Source organism: Aquirhabdus parva, from assembly GCF_003351745.1.
In the GTDB taxonomy this organism is placed as follows: Bacteria; Pseudomonadota; Gammaproteobacteria; order Pseudomonadales; family Moraxellaceae; genus Aquirhabdus; species Aquirhabdus parva.
In genome coordinates this window covers 3,615,025-3,633,445 of record NZ_CP031222.1, presented here as the reverse complement: position 1 = coordinate 3,633,445, position 18,421 = coordinate 3,615,025, and the positions used below count along the sequence as shown (strand labels likewise).

The window sequence follows — 18,421 nt, the reverse complement described above, 5'->3', positions numbered from 1 at the left end:
ACGATGCTTTTTTTTATGGTAATGCTTAGATGATTTAATTTTTTCGCGCAGCAAGAATACCTTGTGAACGAGCGATATAGTCTAAAGCTTGCTGGGTATCACCTTCCGTAATCGGATGGAAACTTTTTGGAACCCAGCGCAGAGTCGCTTTCACCAGCAGACTAAACGTTGGAAGATGATCGGTTTTCTTACCCACTTTTTCGAGTTGCCAGAGCATCTTAAGCATGGATTTTCGTGCGATAGCTTGTGCTCTTGGATCAGGATCTTGCCCAGCCAGATAACGGCAGCCATCAACGAGGAAATAAACAAACAGTGGGAAAATAATCGCCATCAAGGCTTGGCGTCCTACATAGAAGCCTAATTCTGTTTTGCATAAATGCTCAAACAGATCAAAAGCGACTGTACGATGTTCCACTTCTTCAGCCAAATGCCAGCGGAATAAATCGGCAATCACAGGGTCAGCATCATCCCAGCCTTTGCTGTCTAGCGACCATTGACCCAGAATGCCTGTGAAATGTTCAATCGCAGCAATTACGCCAACCCGGGCCACAAGCCAGAACTTCTCGGTACGTTCATTTTGCAAGAATTTTAGGCCAAAAGGCTGCTCTCCCAATACTTGACCAAATAAAACATTGACGCGCGCCAGATAGTCATCTAATTGATAGCCATGATCGCGCAAGAAATCGAGAGCGCCGCTGTGCGCACGGGAATGCACCGCCTCCTGACGGATGAACCCCTGAACTTCTTCGCGAAGCTTCACATCAGTGACGAAGGGCAGCGCTTTGTTATAGACACGACAAAACCAGAGCTCGCCCAACGGCAGCAGCATGTTAACCCCATTGATCATGTGCGATGAGTAAACGTCGCCATAAATCCAGTGCGCAGGAGATTGTTCAAAGTTAAATTGTACTTTGCGTGCTTTGAGCGGGTGTTGAATCGCAATGTTCATACGAATAAATCCACGAATTTAATGTCTAAATCGTATTGGGTGATCGATTGTAAGGTATTAGTTCGATTGCTTGTAAGCAATAGCTTACTAGTCTGTAGGCTTTTGGCGCGATTGAGCATACTAAATGGTAAAAAAATAACCGTCAATAGCATTTGATGCCATGGAATATGAGGATGCTTGTAACAATTTGCCAGTTGCGAATGTGGTTTAGAATGCAAAATTAGCAATGGTGCGAATTTTAGTTGTTTGGATGTTTGATCAGTCAAGTGTCTATTAATATGGGAGGCGAAAATGCAATGATGACTAATCCATATGATTTATTTGAACGTAAAAAAACGGTGACCAAAATAGCTGGTCACCACCGGAACAAGAACACCAATAAGATGCGCTAGGGCTTCTGGTGAATAGGTCATACTGATCGCAGGAAAGACCCAACGCACGAGTGTCACGCTAATCAGTAACGTCTGCGACACGGCGAGAATATTTACGAGTATAAATTTAAAGATCTGTGGCGCTAAATGATGCGACTGACGATAAAACACATGTCGTCGCATCAAGAAAAATGCGACGGTCATACCGACCAGATAGGCTAAAATAATCGCTTGTTCGAAGCTGACCCAGATATTAAAAATAAACCGTGATCCGTAGTTTGCGGCGGCGGCTATACCGCCAGCCAGCAAAAACTTCAAAAAACGCGGCTGGAGAAAGAAAGCTAAGGTTTTTTTCATGATGTAACATCATCAGTAGTGGCCATTTTCGCCATATTACGACCAAAACCAATACTTTCAGAAATCCCCCGGTCCTCTGGATAATAGTAAGAAGTATCGGCGACCCAAAGACCTTGCACTGGCAGTTCGACAGGAGGAAGTTTTTTCAAGTACTCTGGTTCACAAATGGGCTGTGCGTAGCGATAGCGGCTGGCGCGAATGTCGATAAAGTCGCTATCAACAAGCTCTGGATTGATTTTCTTCAGATACTTACGTACTTTATCCAAAAACACAGAATCGGGTTCACCAAACTTTTCATGTTCACCTGGCATATAAAAAGGCACATAGACGACATGTTGATCAAGTGGACGCAGATTACTGTATTCAACCAGACCTGGAATATCCATCTCAGGATCATTGGTATTGAGCCAGAAATTTTCAGTCACGGCTTTTTTTAGTTTGGCGATAACGCAAACGACAGCTATGTTTTTCTTCGCGTTGAATGCGGTTAAAAGATTTTGCGGCAAATCGGGCATGATCCGTACAACATAAGGTAACGGAATGGTACTGATGACCTTATCAAAGGCTTCAAATTGCGCTAAATATTCAACACCCTTAACTTGACCATTTTCAATGACGACTTTCGAAACGGGTGTTTTTAAGCGGATGTCTCCGCCTTTGGCTTCTATCGCAGCTTTCATGCCTTGCAGTAGTGTCTCCGATCCACCGTCTAGATAGCCTAGTTTTTCACGAAATAGGCTATAGCGTGAACGTCCAATCCGACGGATGCGACTCCAGATCCATGCCGCAGAGAGATTACCGACATAATCATAGAACTTATAATCAAAGAGGCGACGCCAAAGTACTTCGTAAGCTTCATCGCCGACCCAGCCTTTAATCCAAGCGGAGGCCTCAACATTGTCTAAAGGTTGCCAGTCATCGCGCTTGGTAGATAGAAAGGCGTGAAGTCCATAGCGTAATTTTGCAGTTAAACTAAGACCTTTGAACTGCAACAGTGCGAGCGGATTTCCCCACGCTTGCAACTGGTTCTGATACCAGTAGCCCATTTTGGTTTCGACCCAATGCATTTTGCTGGACAAGCCCAGTTCATCCAGCATCTGCAAGAAGGCATGATCAGAAATACAATGAAAATGGTAATAGCGTTCAATAGAGAGGCCATTAAAGTCAAATGCGGCGGTCATGCCACCCACACGATCATCGGCTTCGAAGACAACAGGTTGATGTCCTTCAAGCGCGAGTTGATAAGCCACAGCGAGGCCCATGGGACCCGCACCGAGTACTGCGACACGTTGGCTCATCTTAAAACTCCAAAACGACTTTGCTATACACTGGGTCATTGAAGGTCTCTTCAATGGCGGCGGCAAACGGCGTGTATTTAACGCCAAAGATACCCGGCCAATCAATGACTTCAAACTCGTCTTTAGCCGTCAATGCAGCAAGCTGTTGAGTGGTAAAGGGAGGGTTTTTATCGAATATGGCCCAAACCGCAAGCAAGCTATAGAACAGGCTATAAGGAATTTTGATGATCTTTGCTTTGGCGTGCGTTGCTTTTTTGATCTGACGAATGATATCAATATAATCAATATATTCATGCCCTGAGATATTATACGTACCGGTGGTGGCACGTTTTTCTATACAGCTGATAATGACATTACAAAAATCACCGACATACAGAGGCTGACGCATATAGCGGCCATGACCGGGAATCGGGAAAACAGGAACTTTGCTCATAAAGCGGGATAACCAGCCTAAATGCTTACGGTCAAACCAGCCAAACATCAATGTTGGGCGCAGAATTGGACATGGAATACCGCTCTCGATCACCATTTTTTCCTGTGCTTTCTTACTTTCGGTGTAGTAGTCCTCAGCAACGGATTCGACAACCGATGAGCTGATATGAATCAGGTTCGGAATCTGATTGGATTTAATTTCATTTAAAATATGTTCTGTAGCGCTGACGTTGTTACGAATAAAGTCTTCGTTATCGTTTCCGCCAATCTGGGCCTGTAGCATGACTACAACATCTGCACCGACAAAATGCTGCCGCCATGACCCCAGTTCTGCAAGATCTGCATATTCTACGGTGATATCGGGATGTACTTGTTTGAGCACTGCAAGATTGGCTTCGTGTTTATCCAGTACCACGATATTGCGATAACCTTTGGCTTTTAATCGTGCCACTAAATTCTGGCCGACAAGTCCTGCGCCGCCAGGAAGGATTACTTTTTCTTGCATCGAAATCTTACTCAGTTGGTAAAGGGGGCGCCGTTTTAAAATGGTCTATCAGAATGAAAAAAAAAGTTAAGACTAACGATGTTAAGCCGAACCATAGAAATAACCAATAATGTGCTAATAATTGAGAGATAAATGAATCTAAGCGGCCACTTTTTGTAGTTTCAGATGGAGCAATGCTCTGGGGTAAAATGGAACGAATACTGGGCTTGTTTAGAATTAATGCTAAACGATGTGCATCAGGGTAAGGGATGCTGAATAGTGACTTATTTTCTAAATAAGTCATATTACCCGTGGTCACATAATCTCGTGTATTGACCTGCTGTTCTTGTCCTCTCATGTATTGAAGCTGAATCTGACCGTATGATTCCTGTGTGGCGGATGCTACCGCTATTAATGTTAAGATAATCCAGATTGCACAACTCAATATGGTCAATCGATAGCGATTTAGTTTGAAATAGTCGAAGATTGACAGTAAACAGATGAAGTTAATTAGAGTTAGAATCGCGTATAAATCAAGGTATCTTGGTGCTAAAGGATTTGCATTTCGTCCATATGCAATGCTTGCCGACTGGATACATGCCCAGATTATTGCACCTAATAAAAACCATTTTGGGTCAGACGCTTTTGGTCGCTGCCAGAGTATAAAACAAATAAAAATAATCGCGGGTAAGTTTAGAAATAGCGTATTGATACCAATATTATTTAAAGGCCAACTGAGAATTGTGAAAAAGGCATAAAAAAACTGCTGAGGCGAATGTGCTTTCAGTGATATGTGATAAGGGATGCTTGGCGTGTATAGAATGCCAAGAATAAGAACACATATAAGTATTGAAACAGCTAAAAATTGTGCTGGATCACGGCGCAACTTTAGTATAAAAAAAACAATTCCCATAGCCGTTGCTGCTGCGATGGAAAATATCCCTGAAGCCAAAGAAAAAAATGCTAAGCCACCAGAGAACAATCCAATCCACCATGCAATGGAAAGAGGCGGTTTTTTAACTATCAACCACAATGTCGTCATGCTGAAAAGTAACGAAAAATAAAATTGTGCCTGAAATCCAGCCAAGGTATTTTCATATGCATAAGGCAAAGAAAATAAAATGAGACTAAAAGCTAGAGTGGGAAGTAAAAATTTTTGCCCAATTGCTTTAAGCATTAACGAGATGATCAAGACTAGTGTAGTGATATGAAGTACAGCATTAATCACCATTTGTAGTATTGGATTCCAAATGCCATTAATCTTTAATTCAGTGAGGGCAAGTAACCGAGTTGTGAAAATACGATGTTCGTTATGTGCAGCAAATAAATCCTTGAGATGGAGGGTTCTTTCCAGAAAAGGAGCATAGAGATTTGCTGCTTCCCCATCCCACTGATCCCAAAAAGGTGTAGGGTTGCCATAAGTATAAATTAGCCAAAGTTTGATGCCGAACAAAAGTGATATAAAAGCAATGATGCTGAATAGTCGTGTAAACTGATCAAAAGAGAAAGTCTTAACGGGTCCTGTTTTTTGAGAAATCATGGTGTCCGCACATAAGGATATTGAGTCTAAAGTTTTAAAGTCAGAAAGGAAGAGTTTATGTCTTATAAGCTTAATCGCTTGAATATGATGTTCGGTATCAGCTTAATAATGAGCATAATGAATGCCCAGAAGCTGGGCGTGTAGACGACATTCTTGCGATGGCTAATTGCATTTTGGATATTGATGGCTACTGATTCGGGTGAGGCTGTGAGTTTTTCGGGGAGATTTAAGTTCGCAGTCATGGCGGTTGCAACAAAGCCTGGTTTGATCAGCAGAACATGCACTCCTTTTTTATATAAACGTGAGCGTAATCCTGAAGTAAATGATTCTATTGCTGATTTTGCTGAGCCATATACGTAATTACTTCCACGACCTCGATCACTTGCAACTGAACCGATCACCGAGATGACTCCATATCCTTGAGTTTCAAATCGATTTGCTAGTATTGTAAGGCACGCGATCACACTCTCTGCGTTAGTACGGAATTCTGTGATTGCATAATCTAAATCTGTTTCAGCTCGAGTTTGATCAGGTAAGGTACCATATGCAATTAATGCGACATTGATAATCCCGAAAGCTGCCCACGCTTGCTCAACCATTTGAGGGAGAAGATCATATTCATGGGCATTTAGTACAAAAAGCTGTACATTGGTTGCTCCCCGTGCGATTAGGTCTGAGGAAATAATGGCCAGTTTTTTTGAATTTCGTGCGACAAGAAATAGGTTCGCCCCGATTGAAGCATAGCGACGAGCTACTGCTTCAGCAATTCCGGAAGTTGCGCCAATGATTAAGATATTTTGAGGGGATAAAGTTGCGTTCATTGAGTAACTCTCTGCCAGAATTTAGAGAAAAGTCTTGGGTCACGCATGGCTTCAATTTGTTGCCATTGCGGGTATGCTTGTTGGAAATGCTCGGCACTCATGTGAGCGTCTTTTGCAGGGTATAAACGCCCGCCAACTTCATGTACAAGCCTATCTAGACGATTGAAGAGTTGAGTATTTTTTTGATCATGTTGCGGAAAATCTAATGCTAGAGATACGCCGTGCATTGGGAATGATAAAAGACCGGGAGAGATGATATCTCCGCATTGCTTTAATACTGCAAGAAAAGAACCAGAGCCACTTTTTGCAATTTCTTGCATAATGTCAGCAATTGCTGTTTGTCCATCACGCTGGGGAATGACGCACTGATATTGCTGAAAACCAGCATGTCCATATATGCGATTCCAGTGTTTGAGACTGTCTAAAGGATAAAAAAAAGGATCATAGCTGACACAGCGACTAATTTGTTTTTGCTGTTGTTTATGGTAGTACAAGGTATTGAAGGCGCGTAGACTCAGTGTGTTGATCAATGAAAAGGGTGGATCGAAAGGGATTTTCATTCTTTTGTGTGGCGCCAGTGTGAGCTGGGTATGAGTATGGGCTATATCCGCTTTTGCGTGATTCCCCATGATATAGTGGCCACGACCTGCATTTTGACCTGTTGCTAAACAATCAATCCATGCAACTGTATATTCATGAGTATGGTCATGTGATGCCGTGAGTTGAAAAAATTCCGTTAGCCCACCAAAACGAATACTGGTTTGATTGATGCGGCTGGTTTCTATGGGGCGAAGTTGAAACTCGACCGCAACAATGACACCACTGAGTCCTAAGCCGCCGATGGTTGCTACAAACAAGTCTGATCTGATATGACGAGAGCATTCAACTATCCCCTCATCACTGCGGTAAAGAAATAAACGAAGGATATGCCGACCAAAAGTACCCATCACATGATGATTTTTTCCATGAACATCATTTGCCACCGCGCCACCGAGACTAACGTACTTTGTACCGGGAGTAACTGGTAAAAACCATCCCCGTGGCAAGGTAATTTGAATGAGTTCTGCAAAAGACAGACCCGCCTGTGCAAAGATAACACCCGTTTCCCAATCCGCGGCTAAAATACGATCCATGCCCTGAGTCGTCACAACTTGATTGGATACAGCTAAGCAAGAGTCACCATAGCTTCGTCCCATACCATAGATCAGGCTCGTTTTATTTGTTTCAACAATTTTTCCCAAAACATGTGAAATTTCATCGGCCCAAAAAACAGCATGTGGATGCTGTGGCTGGCGTGGGTAACGCCCCCACGAAAGTAATTCAACCATAAATTGCTGCCAGATAGAAGACTAGTAAGAAGGTAACAACCATAACTCGGCTTACTTTATCACGTAAGGCAAAGACGATTGGGTCGTCGTTCATTTGTCCCCGATGGGCTAGTAACCATACTCGACTAATCCAAAACAGAAGTAATGGGCAGGAGACCCATAACATTTTTTGTGAGTGGTAGAGTAATCCCGTGGTTGGTTCATTGATATATAGTGCCAAAACAAGAACAGAAATATAACCAGACGCGCTGCCTAATGAGGCAAGCATTTCAAAGTCAGTGGGATAATAGCCTCGGCCAGATGTTTTATCGAGTAGACCTTTACTACGCGCATGAAACAGTTCGGTATAACGTTTGACAAAAGCAAGGCTAAGGAAGATGAATAAACAAAACGTAAGTACCCAGAATGTTGTCCCAAGAGCCATAGCGGCACCTCCTGCAACAACTCGAATACTATAAAGCATGGCCAGCGAAACGACATCAATCATGACGATGCGTTTAAGCCAAAATGAATAGGCCATCGTCAGTAAATAATAGCCAAGTAAATAGAAGGTAAATTTAAGGGGAAGTAGCCATAGCGCGAGCGAAAATGAGATTCCCAACAAGAGTGGGATCAAGAAGATCGCATGAATCATTGGAAATGCACCAGATGCTAAAGGTCGATTGCGTTTGCTGACATGCAGTCGATCATCTTCGATATCGAGTAAGTCATTGAGTAAATAAACACTTGATGCGCAAAGTCCAAAGCACAAAAATGCCGTGATTCCAATTTGAATTAAAGGTATCTCAAAGAAACGGTGTGAAGCGAGGAGGGGCAAAAAAATAAGTACATTTTTGGACCATTGATGGATCCGAATCGCTTTTCGGGCACTTCGGAAATACTTTGGCCTATCATCAAAAATTTGACCCATGGTATTGCCATGCATTTCATGAGTTTTGTTCGCAGCCTTGTATACCCCGCACTGTGGATTAGCAATATGGATTACGGAGGCGGATTCCCAGACCGCTATATCGGCTTTTGAATTCCCGACATACTCGAAACCTCTTTGACCGTATTTTTCGACTAGCGCATGACGCTTATTTGAAGAGGATAAATTGATACTTTCTGTTCCGAGGACATCATCAAAAATAGCCAAATGTTTAGCAATGGATCTGGCGAGACGTATATCTGATGCTGTAGCCAAAACAAGAGTGCTGCCTTTGTTTCGACTCTCACTGAGCCAGTCGAGTAATATTTTATTGTAAGGCAATAAATTCGGTGATGGGCACACCAAATCAGCAAGGCGTCTTTTTAAGAAAACTTTCCCTTTGAATAGCCAAAGTATCAGCGAGAAAAATTGAAGTGGATAAAGGCGCAAAAATAAGAAAATACTTTCGATAAGCAAGTCAGAACGAATTAGAGTGCCATCCAAGTCAACGACAAGCACCGTTTTGTTATCTGGATTCTGCATTGCTTAACATATCCTATTTAATGTTAAAGATCGTGATTGATAAGGTAGGGTTGAAAGTAAATATTGGTGTGCTGAAAATAAAAGACATAAAACGTACCTCATTACACATTTCTCTCTAAAAAGATAATTTGTACGAATAAAGTTGATGCGATACGTATGATCAAAAATAATAGCGTTGTTTCCCCCATGATGTGTTACGCGCAAAACTAAGCGTCGATGACCACCAACACTGTCATGGTGGGAAAAATAACCAATGCCTGTAAATTAGCTAGATGAATGTAGGGTTAAAACAACAATATAATGAGGATAGCACCACTCCGACTACAGCAATAATACGTAAAAGCTGTAGCAGATAAAAATCTCAATTCATTTCATTGTGAAAGTATTTACATCATCGCATTTTATTGTGAATCTTAATAGAAATAGCATCATTTGAGGTGAATAGCCCAGAACAGCTAGTCGTAATCCTGATCATGAATAGAATCGTGCCAGCACTCAAATTATACGATATTTTTTGTATGAAACTTAATCGTTGATTTTATTAAAAACTTAAATCTATTGAAAATATTTTTTAAACGTTACATCAATTCCAGAAAGTTGCATTTGTCGAAGTCGTTGATACTGCATCGAAATAAAGATAGCAACTAAAATGTAGTTGCTAAAACTTTAGGGGAAGATACTATTCTAAAGCCAATCTAAAGCCAATCTAAAGCCAATCTAAAGCCAATCTAAAGCCAATCTAAAGCCAATCTAAAGCCAATCTAAAGCCAATCTAAAGCCAATCTAAAGCCAATCTAAAGCCAATCTAAAGCCAATCTAAAGCCAATCTAAAGCCAATCTAAAGCCAATCTAAAGCCAATCTAAAGCCAATCTAAAGCCAATCTAAAGCCAATCTAAAGCCAATCTAAAGCCAATCTAAAGCCAATCTAAAGCCAATCTAAAGCCAATCTAAAGCCAATCTAAAGCCAATTTTCTCTGGCTTTTATCGTGGCTCAGGAAGGGATGATATTTTTGAGTAGCGATGAAGTGCTAGTCCAAAAGCAATCAGCGAACCGATAATAAAACCAAGACCTAAGAATATAATTTTGTTAGGAAAAATAGCCATTTTCGAAACGTATATTCTATTAATGATTTTTGTCGATTGTTCATCAAAGCTTGCTAATAAAGCATTATATTGAATTTGCTGTGCTTTGAGTGCTCGAATCTCGGACTCTTTGGCTACCAATAAATTAGAAGCAACTATACTAGGAGAAAATGGAGCGTTCGGTTTATAAATTCCGGCAGCAGACATTTGATTATTAATATTTTTTTCTTCTAGAGTTGCCTGATTTAGTTTGTCGTTGATTTCAGCAAGTTCTTTTGTTAAACGATTCTTGATTGGTTGAACAATCAATAAGTGCTGCGCTTTAAGTTCTGCGGTCGCAGCATTTAATGTATTTGCTGCATCGTTCATGCTATAGCCGCGTACAACTAAATCGACAAAATCCGCACCTGTGATTGTCGCTCCTTTAAGCGATTTGTATACGAGATCTGAGCGATTATCTATATGTTCTTCGGTGGGTAAGTGCATACGAGCCAGCACATTCTCTTTAAATTCCCGGAGTTTAATGCGTTCCACCGTTTGAGGTGGTTCTTCAATAAGTCTAGAGTCCCCTGATAGAGAGGGCATGCGGCCAACTTGTAACGTACCCGTTGCTTCCCATTTTTTAGGTAAAATAAAAGCGAGTAATAATGAAATAATCATTGCCACAAAGATTGTTATAAACATCCGACGCCATGATATTTTTATCACTTGCCATAATATGGATAAATCTAAAGTGTCTTCGATGCTATTAGCTTCATTTGAGTTAGGCATGGGGATTATCTCGAGTGACTTCATAAACGTATTAAATGGAAAGTCAGAATTTGATTTAATAACAGAATATATATTTAATATTTTATATCGAATTGACTATGCTGCATCTTTATTAGTTTCGGAATGTTCATGAATCATCACTTTTAGTGGAGGTGTTCTCTTAACATCTTCTGGGCAGTCAATTACAGGCATATGATTTCTTAATAAAATTTTCAAACCAGTCCAAATAAAAACTTTAATATCAAATAAAAAAGACTCTTGCACTAAATGTCGTACTCGTAATCTATTTTTTTCAGGAAGTATAACTTCAAAATATGTTTTTAAAGGATCATTTGATTCAGCAAGCAATCGCTCTTCATGAATGTAAAGTAGTGATGCCAGATCGGTAATTCCTGGACGATAAGCGAATATAATTTTTTTTGCTTCTTGGTCATAATAAGGCAAATGACTTAGAACCTCGGGTCGAGGACCAACAATACTCATTTCACCTTTCAGCACATTCAATAATTGAGGAATCTCATCCAATTTAGTCTTGCGTAAAATTCTTCCAACCCGAGTAATACGACTATCACTTGAGGCAGTAATATTTAACCCTGTAGATTCATGATACATAGTTCTAAATTTTAGGATATAAAAAGGCTGTTCAAAGCGCCCCGTTCTGGCTTGATTAAAAAAAACAGGCCCTGAGCTTTCGATTTTAATGAGAACTGCAACAATTAGTGCAACTGGTGAAAGTATACAGACAAGTAAAATACTTAAAACAATGTCAAATATACGCTTTAAAGCATGGTACATAAGGGATTACTCTGAATCGAGATGTCTTTTTTTGAGCAAGTTCTCATTATAGTTGTCCTAACAATTTTTGGAAATCGAAAAAACAACAATTTATGTTACATGCCTTTTTATCGTAACACTTATAAATGAAAAAAATGTACAAAAACCGTTATTTTGTTTAACGGTTTGAAAGAGAATAAACTTATGCTTAAAGAAAATTGCTAAATTGGGGCGGCGCTATACGATAGTAAAAATTCTTCATTTAGCCAATGATAGAGCTGTTCAGCTAGAGCTTTATCCTTAAATGCGTACACTATATTCGCCTGTAAGTGACCAAGCTTACTACCACAATCGTATCGAGTTCCATTAAGCTTTTGTATTTCAAAGATATATGTATTAAGTAATGCAGAAATTCCATCGGTCAACTGTATTTCACCGCCTGCACCAGCATTAATGGTCTCTAAAACTGGAAATATTTCAGGTGGCAAAATATATCGCCCAACTATGGCCAATGTGCTCGGCGCAACTGATGGATCAGGTTTTTCGACTAAACCAATAATTCGATTTCCATCTAGAGTTGCTATGCCGTATTTGTTGGTATGCTCAATTGCTACATTTTCAACAGCTAAGGAGTAAGAACCTCGTTCTTTATAAATCTCAACCATATCGGCAAGACAGCCAAGACCCGAACTATCGATTAAGTCATCCGGAAGCATTACCGCAAATGGTCTATTGCCGACTATGTCTTTCGCGCAAAGGACTGCATGTCCTAATCCTAAAGCCTCTAATTGAAATACAACATGAATAACGACGCCTTCAGGTAAAGTATTTCTGACAGCATCTAATCCAAGCTTATTACCTTTGTGGACTAATACTGACTCTAATGCTGTTGCCTCTCTGAAGTGAGCTTCAATAGTCGGTTTTAGCGGACTTGTCACTAATACTATTTCGCGAACACCTGCTCGAACTGCTTCTTCAACAGCCAATTGAACTAGAGGAACATCTACAATAGGCAGCATTTCTTTAGGCGTCACCTTGGTTGCAGGTAAAAAACGGCTACCGAGCCCAGCAACAGGTAAAACAACAATTTCTACAGACAATGTAAACCTCAATAAATGTATTGAAAAATCACTTTAAATTACCGAGAGCTCAAATAATTTACGCTATTTTGTAATAGGATGAACTAAAAAATTGCTGCTCATTTTACTAGAGATTCAAGTAGTTTAGTAAGCGTTGATTTACAATTTGTGCATCAAATTTTTCTTGTGCTAATTTATAACTCTCAATTCCCATCGTCTCTATTTGGTCGGGGTTATCGATAAAATAGAGCATTTTTTCCGCTAATATCTGTGGTGACCACGGTGGGACTAAAAAACCGTTTTTTCCATCAATTACAGTTTCACGACAACCTGGCATATCCGTTGTGATGATTGGTCGTCCGATCGCCATCGCTTCTTGCGTACTTCTAGGAACCCCCTCTCTATAATAGGACGGTAATACAAAAACGCTTGAATTCCGTAGCCATTCTTGTACGTTGCTTACATGTCCAGGGTGAATGACCACACCTTCATTAATGAGGCTTTGAAGCTCGATACTTGATAAGCCTCCTGGATTTCCTTCATCTAAGCCTCCCAGCATAATGAAATTAGTATTTGAATATTTCGACTTGACTATTTTAGCTGCTTCAATATATTCATAAACTCCTTTTTCTGCTAACAGGCGCCCAACAAAAATGAAAGATATCGGTGACTTATCGGGAGGTGAGTATGGGTATGTTGATAAATCTAGTCCTATACCACCGAGCACACTTACATTTTTAGCTTTCAGATTGTTTTTATCTAATAAGTCGATAGGGTCGTCAGGATTTAGAAAAATAATTCTTTCTAAAAAGGGAAATGCACTTTTATAAAGTAAGATTTGTACTTTACGTAATATTCTAATTTTATTAGTGATGCCATTGGGGTGGTCAGTAAAAACATATCCTAGACCCTCAAGCATACCGATTCGACGTTTAACGCCTGCTAGAGCCGCAGCTAGAGTACCAAAAATAACGGGCTTAACGAAATATGAGAAAACTAGATCGGGAGCAATTTTTTTCAAAATTTTAGAAAGTTTGAACATATTGATAATGTCATTTAAAGGATTCATCCCGGTGCGGCTAAGATCATAATCTATAGCTATTGCCCCCAAACCTTCTACAGTTTTTCTACTGTTTAAATTGTAATCCATTGCAAAGGCGTAGACCTCATGGCCATCGGCAATCAATGTCTTGATTAAATCTGCACGAAAGCCAATGACGCTGGCAGATGTCGTTCCAATTAACGCAATTTTCATTTATTAATCCTGATAACCGTTAGGGTTATTGCTCTGCCAATTCCATGTGTCTTTGATCATTTCCGAAAGACCTAATTCTGCTTTCCAATTTAAATCATTTAATGCTTTGCTGGGGTTTGACCAGCATTCGGCTATATCACCGAGTCGACGCTGAACGATCCGGTACGGAATTTTAATACCAGAATTGTGTTCAAAGGCCTTAATCATTTCTAATACTGAATATCCGACGCCGGTGCCTAGGTTCCATACATGTATATCGGATCTGCTTGTAATATACTTCAATGCCGCTACATGGCCTTTAGCAAGATCCACAACATGGATGTAATCACGTATGCCCGTGCCATCTTTAGTTGGATAGTCGTCGCCATAGACCGATAACTCTTGTAATTTGCCTATGGCTACTTGACTAATGTATGGCAACAGGTTGTTGGGAGGACCATTAGGATCTTCGCCAATAAAGCCGCTTGAATGTGCGCCTATCGGATTAAAATAACGTAGTAAAGCAACAGACCATCGGGGGTCTGAGGCTGCTGTATCTTTTAAAATCTGCTCAACCATAAGTTTTGAGCGCCCATAAGGATTCGTTGGCACGCCTGTTGGACACTCTTCTGAGATAGGCATATTTTTAGGCTCGCCATATACCGTAGCAGATGAGCTAAATACTAGATTGAAGACGTTGGCTTTTTTCATCGCCTGAAGTAAAGTGATACTGCCATTAACATTGTTTTCAAAATAATTTAAAGGATCTTTCACGCTTTCACCAACTGCTTTTAGACCAGCAAAATGCACCACGGCATCTATTGCATATCGAGAAAAAATTTGATCAAGAAGTTGGTGATCGCGTATATCTCCGACTAAAAATTTAGGCATTATTCCTGTAATTTTTTTGATGCGCTCTATAGATATTTGTGAGCTATTGCAAAGGTTGTCTAATACGACTACGTCATGCCCGGCGAGTAAAAATTCAACTACAGCATGTGAACCAATGTAGCCTGCGCCACCAGTGATAAGGATAACCATAAGGACTCAAAGTCAATTTAAAAAATATGAACGAATATAATGGGATGTGTCTCAAGTTGCATGAATAATCACCTTGATGTTGGTGCTATCGTTTTTCATTATATAAGCAAGCTATATATCAGTTAAAGAGGTATCTAGGAAATTGTGTGTAAAGTGCAAAAAATCCAAAAATAAACTTAGAATTCTTACACTTTAATTAATTTTATACACTTCATTTTCCTTTTATTTGGGGGGAGTCTGTTTTTTAATAGATTCGCCTCATTGGGCTGCTGGAAAGTTAAAAAAACCATACTGCGGAGTAGTCATTCATGATTTCTAACGTTTTCATATACAGTAAAGCAGAATAAAAAAAGAATAGTGTAAGTGTTATTGCGTAAGAGTAAACATTTTTATATACACGAAGTGCAGTATATACAAGTAAACTGATTAGAATTGGCTCCACCGTGAATAGTATTTCACTTAATCGGGTTGCCAATGCTGAGCTCTGGCAAAGTAAATAATAAAGCCCTATTGCAATCATGTAAAATTGAATGAATGGAATAAATATAGTTTTTATTTTATTTTTTAAAGTGAAGTAAAATAAAGCATAAGCTATAATTATTCTTGATAATGTTTGAGTGTTGAAAATATTTATTTCATTCAATTTTTTGTCTTGTAAAATATTGAGATAGTTTGATAATCTAGGATCAATAAATGAAATGTTGTGAAGTAAAGTCTCCGCAAGTTGAAAGTTGAATAAAGAAAATATAATACAAAATGCAGGAAGAATTGAAAGAATAGTTAATTTCTTTTTTGAATTGTTAACCATGAATCCCAAGAAAAATGTGATGATAAAAGAAGAATGAATTAAGCTGGCAATAAGAGTGAAAATAAAATATTTTGGTTTGCTACGATTAAAGTTCCATAATGCTATCAAAAATATACTTGATGCAAGTCCGGCACGCACTTGTGTCATATCTTGCAATAAATAAAAATGACTAATATATGCCACTATAGCAATTGGGAAAAGAGGCGATAATTTTTTATAATAAAATAATTTGATTGAGATCGATATTAATGCAATAAATAGCATTTGCATTGAAAATTGAAAATCTAAAAATTTTGTTATATATGTTAAAATTTTAAACCATATTTCAACATTAATCTTTGAATTGAAAATATCTTTGATTTCATTAACTGAGTTAAAGTATTCAATATAATTTTTATAGTCTCTATCTACATCACTTGCTCGCAACCCTGCAAATATGGCAAGTGGCAAAGCCAAAAGTAAAGTTTGCCTAGGTGTTTTAGGGTACCAAGCGATTACGACTATGGTTAGCCAAATTATCCAGAATGCTTCCATAATTTTCTAAAATGCTGATTTTAAATTAATATTAGGGTCGAAATTTTTTTTTGAAAATTTTAAGCACCGATAATATAGGGTAGCTTCGCCGTTTGATTCAGGATTCAATAGTGATGTTAGCCGATCAAATAAGGCGTTTGTTAAAGCAAATGGTAATATAAGAGCGAGAATTAATACTTCGGAAAGCTCAATCATTATGTAGGATGCAATGAGACTCATCTCTAAGGTCGGCGAATTAAAAAAAAGATTCGCAGAAATTACTAAAGGGCTGTTTATATTTAATGCCGGCATCCATACGCCCCAAATGATAAATTGTTTTCAGATATCTCTTTCAGCGCTCATCTTAATTCAATCATTCGGTGAGTACCAAAAATAGTTAGTCAGCGATTCTTTAAATTCTCGCGAATAAATTGAATGTGTTTGATTAGTCTTTGGGTTTCGTTATCGACTTCGCAATTTGAACTGTGTCCTTGAAGAACAGGGAGGATGTCGTGGGCAATAGATTTTCCTAATTCGACACCCCATTGGTCAAATGCATTAATTTCCCATATATGGGCTTGAACAAAAATCTTATGCTCATATGCCGCAAGTAAAAGCCCTACAGAAAAAGCATTTAATTGGGGTAATACAATGACCGTTGATCTTTGACCGCCGGCACATGTTTTATGAGGTTCATCAGGGTAAATTCTACCAGTAGCAAGCGCCGCACTTTGTGCAAAACAATTAGCAAGAAGTTGATCCTGATGCCCTTCAAAAATATTTAGATCCTCAGCAACGGCAATAAAATCGGTTGGAATTTGTCTTGTACCTTGGTGAAGCATTTGAAAGTAGGCGTGCTGGCCATTACTTCCGACACTGCCAAAGACGACTTGGGCTGTGCGGGTCTTTGTTGGCTGACCATAGATATCAATGCCTTTGCCATTGGACTCCATTTCAAGTTGTTGTAGGTAAGCTGGGAGCGATCTTAATCCGTGACAGTATGGGGCGATGGATAAGCCAGCTGCATGATTTTCTTCGATATTCCAAGCACCAATTAAACCCATCAACACAGGTATATTAGACTCTAGGGGAGCCGAAAAGAAATGCTCATCCATGGCTCTTGCACCAGCCAGTAGTTCTTCAAAAAGATCCATACCAACGGCAATAGCAATAGGCAAGCCAACCGCCGACCACAATGAAAAACGACCTCCTACCCAGTCCCAGAACTCAAAAGTACGCTCTGGATCAATACCGAAGGCTACAGCTCGATTGACTTCGGCCGTAATCCCTACAAAATGATGCTGTAAAATAATCGTGCTATCGAGATTAAGCTGTTTTTCAAGCCAGCCACGTGCCGCAATCGCATTTTGCATGGTCTCAAATGTGGTAAATGTCTTACTAGTGACCAAAAACATTGTTTCTTCTGGATTGACACGTTGTAAAACTTGATACAGATCATCTGCATCAATATTTGCTACATAGGACACAGCAATTGATGGATGTCTAAAACGTGCTAGTGCTTGCGTAACTAAGCGCGAGCCTAGATTTGATCCACCGACCCCAATGTTGACAATATATTTGATTGTTTTTCCTGTCGCGCCTTTAATGTGGCCTGCATGAAGCTCATCAACGAATCGGCGCATTTTTACCCGGACTTGCGATGCTTCGTCGATATGCTGCTGCATTTCTTCTGGAAAACGATTATCTGGTTTTGCACGTAAAGCAGTATGAAGAACTTTACGATGCTCAGTTTGATTTAGGATGCCACCATTTTTAAGCTGTGCGATAGCATCTACTAGCCCTGTTTTTCTTGCTTTAAGGATTAGTTGATCAAAATCACTATCGCTAATTAGTTGATTGCTAAAGTCGAATAGCGTATTCGCATAAAATATATGTCGATCTAAATTATTGCTTTGCATAGATTCTTTACTTTGTTTTTCAATACGCTTGACACCGCTTTCTATCTGACTTGATTCTAGGATAGGCGAGTTTTGTGGAGGGAATATGTCTTTATGAAACAAGTTGTGTGTCCTTACCGTTCGGTTTATCACTTGATTTTAAAATTGTAAAAATACCAAAAAAGTACA

The 18,421-nt window shown here is 39.5% G+C and carries 15 protein-coding genes; all 15 read right to left on the bottom strand.

The window, feature by feature from the left end:
• Nucleotides 1–34 precede the first annotated feature (34 nt).
• The 15 genes from HYN46_RS16415 to pgi all read right to left on the bottom strand — a co-directional run bounded on the left by HYN46_RS16415 (nt 35) and on the right by pgi (nt 18,355).
• Complete coding sequence (locus HYN46_RS16415) at nt 35–949, bottom strand: metal-dependent hydrolase (RefSeq protein WP_114900388.1); 915 nt, start codon at nt 947–949, stop codon at nt 35–37.
• 317 nt (nt 950–1,266) lie between these two features.
• The gene (locus HYN46_RS16410) at nt 1,267–1,677 is read right to left on the bottom strand and encodes a GtrA family protein (RefSeq protein WP_114900387.1); all 411 of its coding nucleotides are present in this window, start codon (nt 1,675–1,677) and stop codon (nt 1,267–1,269) included.
• Nucleotides 1,674–2,975, bottom strand: a complete 1,302-nt coding sequence (locus HYN46_RS16405; RefSeq protein ID WP_114900386.1) for an NAD(P)/FAD-dependent oxidoreductase — start codon at nt 2,973–2,975, stop codon at nt 1,674–1,676. The genes HYN46_RS16410 and HYN46_RS16405 overlap by 4 nt, the downstream gene beginning before the upstream one ends.
• A gap of 1 nt (nt 2,976) precedes the next feature.
• The gene (locus HYN46_RS16400) at nt 2,977–3,912 is read right to left on the bottom strand and encodes an NAD-dependent epimerase/dehydratase family protein (protein ID WP_114900385.1); all 936 of its coding nucleotides are present in this window, start codon (nt 3,910–3,912) and stop codon (nt 2,977–2,979) included.
• 7 nt (nt 3,913–3,919) lie between these two features.
• Nucleotides 3,920–5,431, bottom strand: a complete 1,512-nt coding sequence (locus HYN46_RS16395; protein ID WP_114900384.1) for a hypothetical protein — start codon at nt 5,429–5,431, stop codon at nt 3,920–3,922.
• A gap of 62 nt (nt 5,432–5,493) precedes the next feature.
• On the bottom strand, nt 5,494–6,252 hold the full coding sequence (locus HYN46_RS16390; RefSeq protein WP_114900383.1) for an SDR family oxidoreductase: 759 nt from the start codon (nt 6,250–6,252) through the stop codon (nt 5,494–5,496).
• Nucleotides 6,249–7,580 carry an FAD-binding oxidoreductase gene (locus tag HYN46_RS16385; protein WP_114900382.1) on the bottom strand — a complete coding sequence of 444 codons (1,332 nt, stop codon included), beginning with the start codon at nt 7,578–7,580 and terminating at the stop codon, nt 6,249–6,251. Before HYN46_RS16385 ends, HYN46_RS16390 begins: the two co-directional genes overlap by 4 nt.
• Entirely contained in the window at nt 7,573–9,030 is a 1,458-nt protein-coding gene (locus HYN46_RS16380; protein WP_114900381.1) for a UbiA family prenyltransferase, read from the bottom strand. The genes HYN46_RS16385 and HYN46_RS16380 overlap by 8 nt, the downstream gene beginning before the upstream one ends.
• A 982-nt stretch (nt 9,031–10,012) precedes the next feature.
• Nucleotides 10,013–10,885: a GumC domain-containing protein gene (locus HYN46_RS16375; protein ID WP_162818271.1), complete on the bottom strand. Its 873-nt coding sequence runs from the start codon at nt 10,883–10,885 to the stop codon at nt 10,013–10,015.
• 96 nt (nt 10,886–10,981) lie between these two features.
• On the bottom strand, nt 10,982–11,680 hold the full coding sequence (locus HYN46_RS16370) for a sugar transferase (RefSeq protein ID WP_114900379.1): 699 nt from the start codon (nt 11,678–11,680) through the stop codon (nt 10,982–10,984).
• Between the two features lie 200 nt (nt 11,681–11,880).
• A complete protein-coding gene (locus HYN46_RS16365; protein ID WP_210009259.1) occupies nt 11,881–12,759 on the bottom strand; it encodes a UTP--glucose-1-phosphate uridylyltransferase in 879 nt (292 codons plus the stop codon).
• 106 nt (nt 12,760–12,865) lie between these two features.
• Nucleotides 12,866–13,993, bottom strand: coding sequence for a glycosyltransferase family 4 protein (locus HYN46_RS16360; RefSeq protein ID WP_114900377.1), 1,128 nt, complete (start codon nt 13,991–13,993; stop codon nt 12,866–12,868).
• 3 nt (nt 13,994–13,996) lie between these two features.
• Nucleotides 13,997–15,013 (bottom strand): UDP-glucose 4-epimerase GalE, encoded by a 1,017-nt coding sequence (gene galE, locus HYN46_RS16355; protein ID WP_114900376.1) that lies wholly within the window; start codon nt 15,011–15,013, stop codon nt 13,997–13,999.
• A 277-nt stretch (nt 15,014–15,290) separates the two neighbouring features.
• Nucleotides 15,291–16,355: an EpsG family protein gene (locus HYN46_RS16350; RefSeq protein ID WP_114900375.1), complete on the bottom strand. Its 1,065-nt coding sequence runs from the start codon at nt 16,353–16,355 to the stop codon at nt 15,291–15,293.
• A 380-nt stretch (nt 16,356–16,735) separates the two neighbouring features.
• Nucleotides 16,736–18,355 carry a glucose-6-phosphate isomerase gene (pgi, locus tag HYN46_RS16345; RefSeq protein WP_114900374.1) on the bottom strand — a complete coding sequence of 540 codons (1,620 nt, stop codon included), beginning with the start codon at nt 18,353–18,355 and terminating at the stop codon, nt 16,736–16,738.
• Nucleotides 18,356–18,421 lie beyond the last annotated feature (66 nt).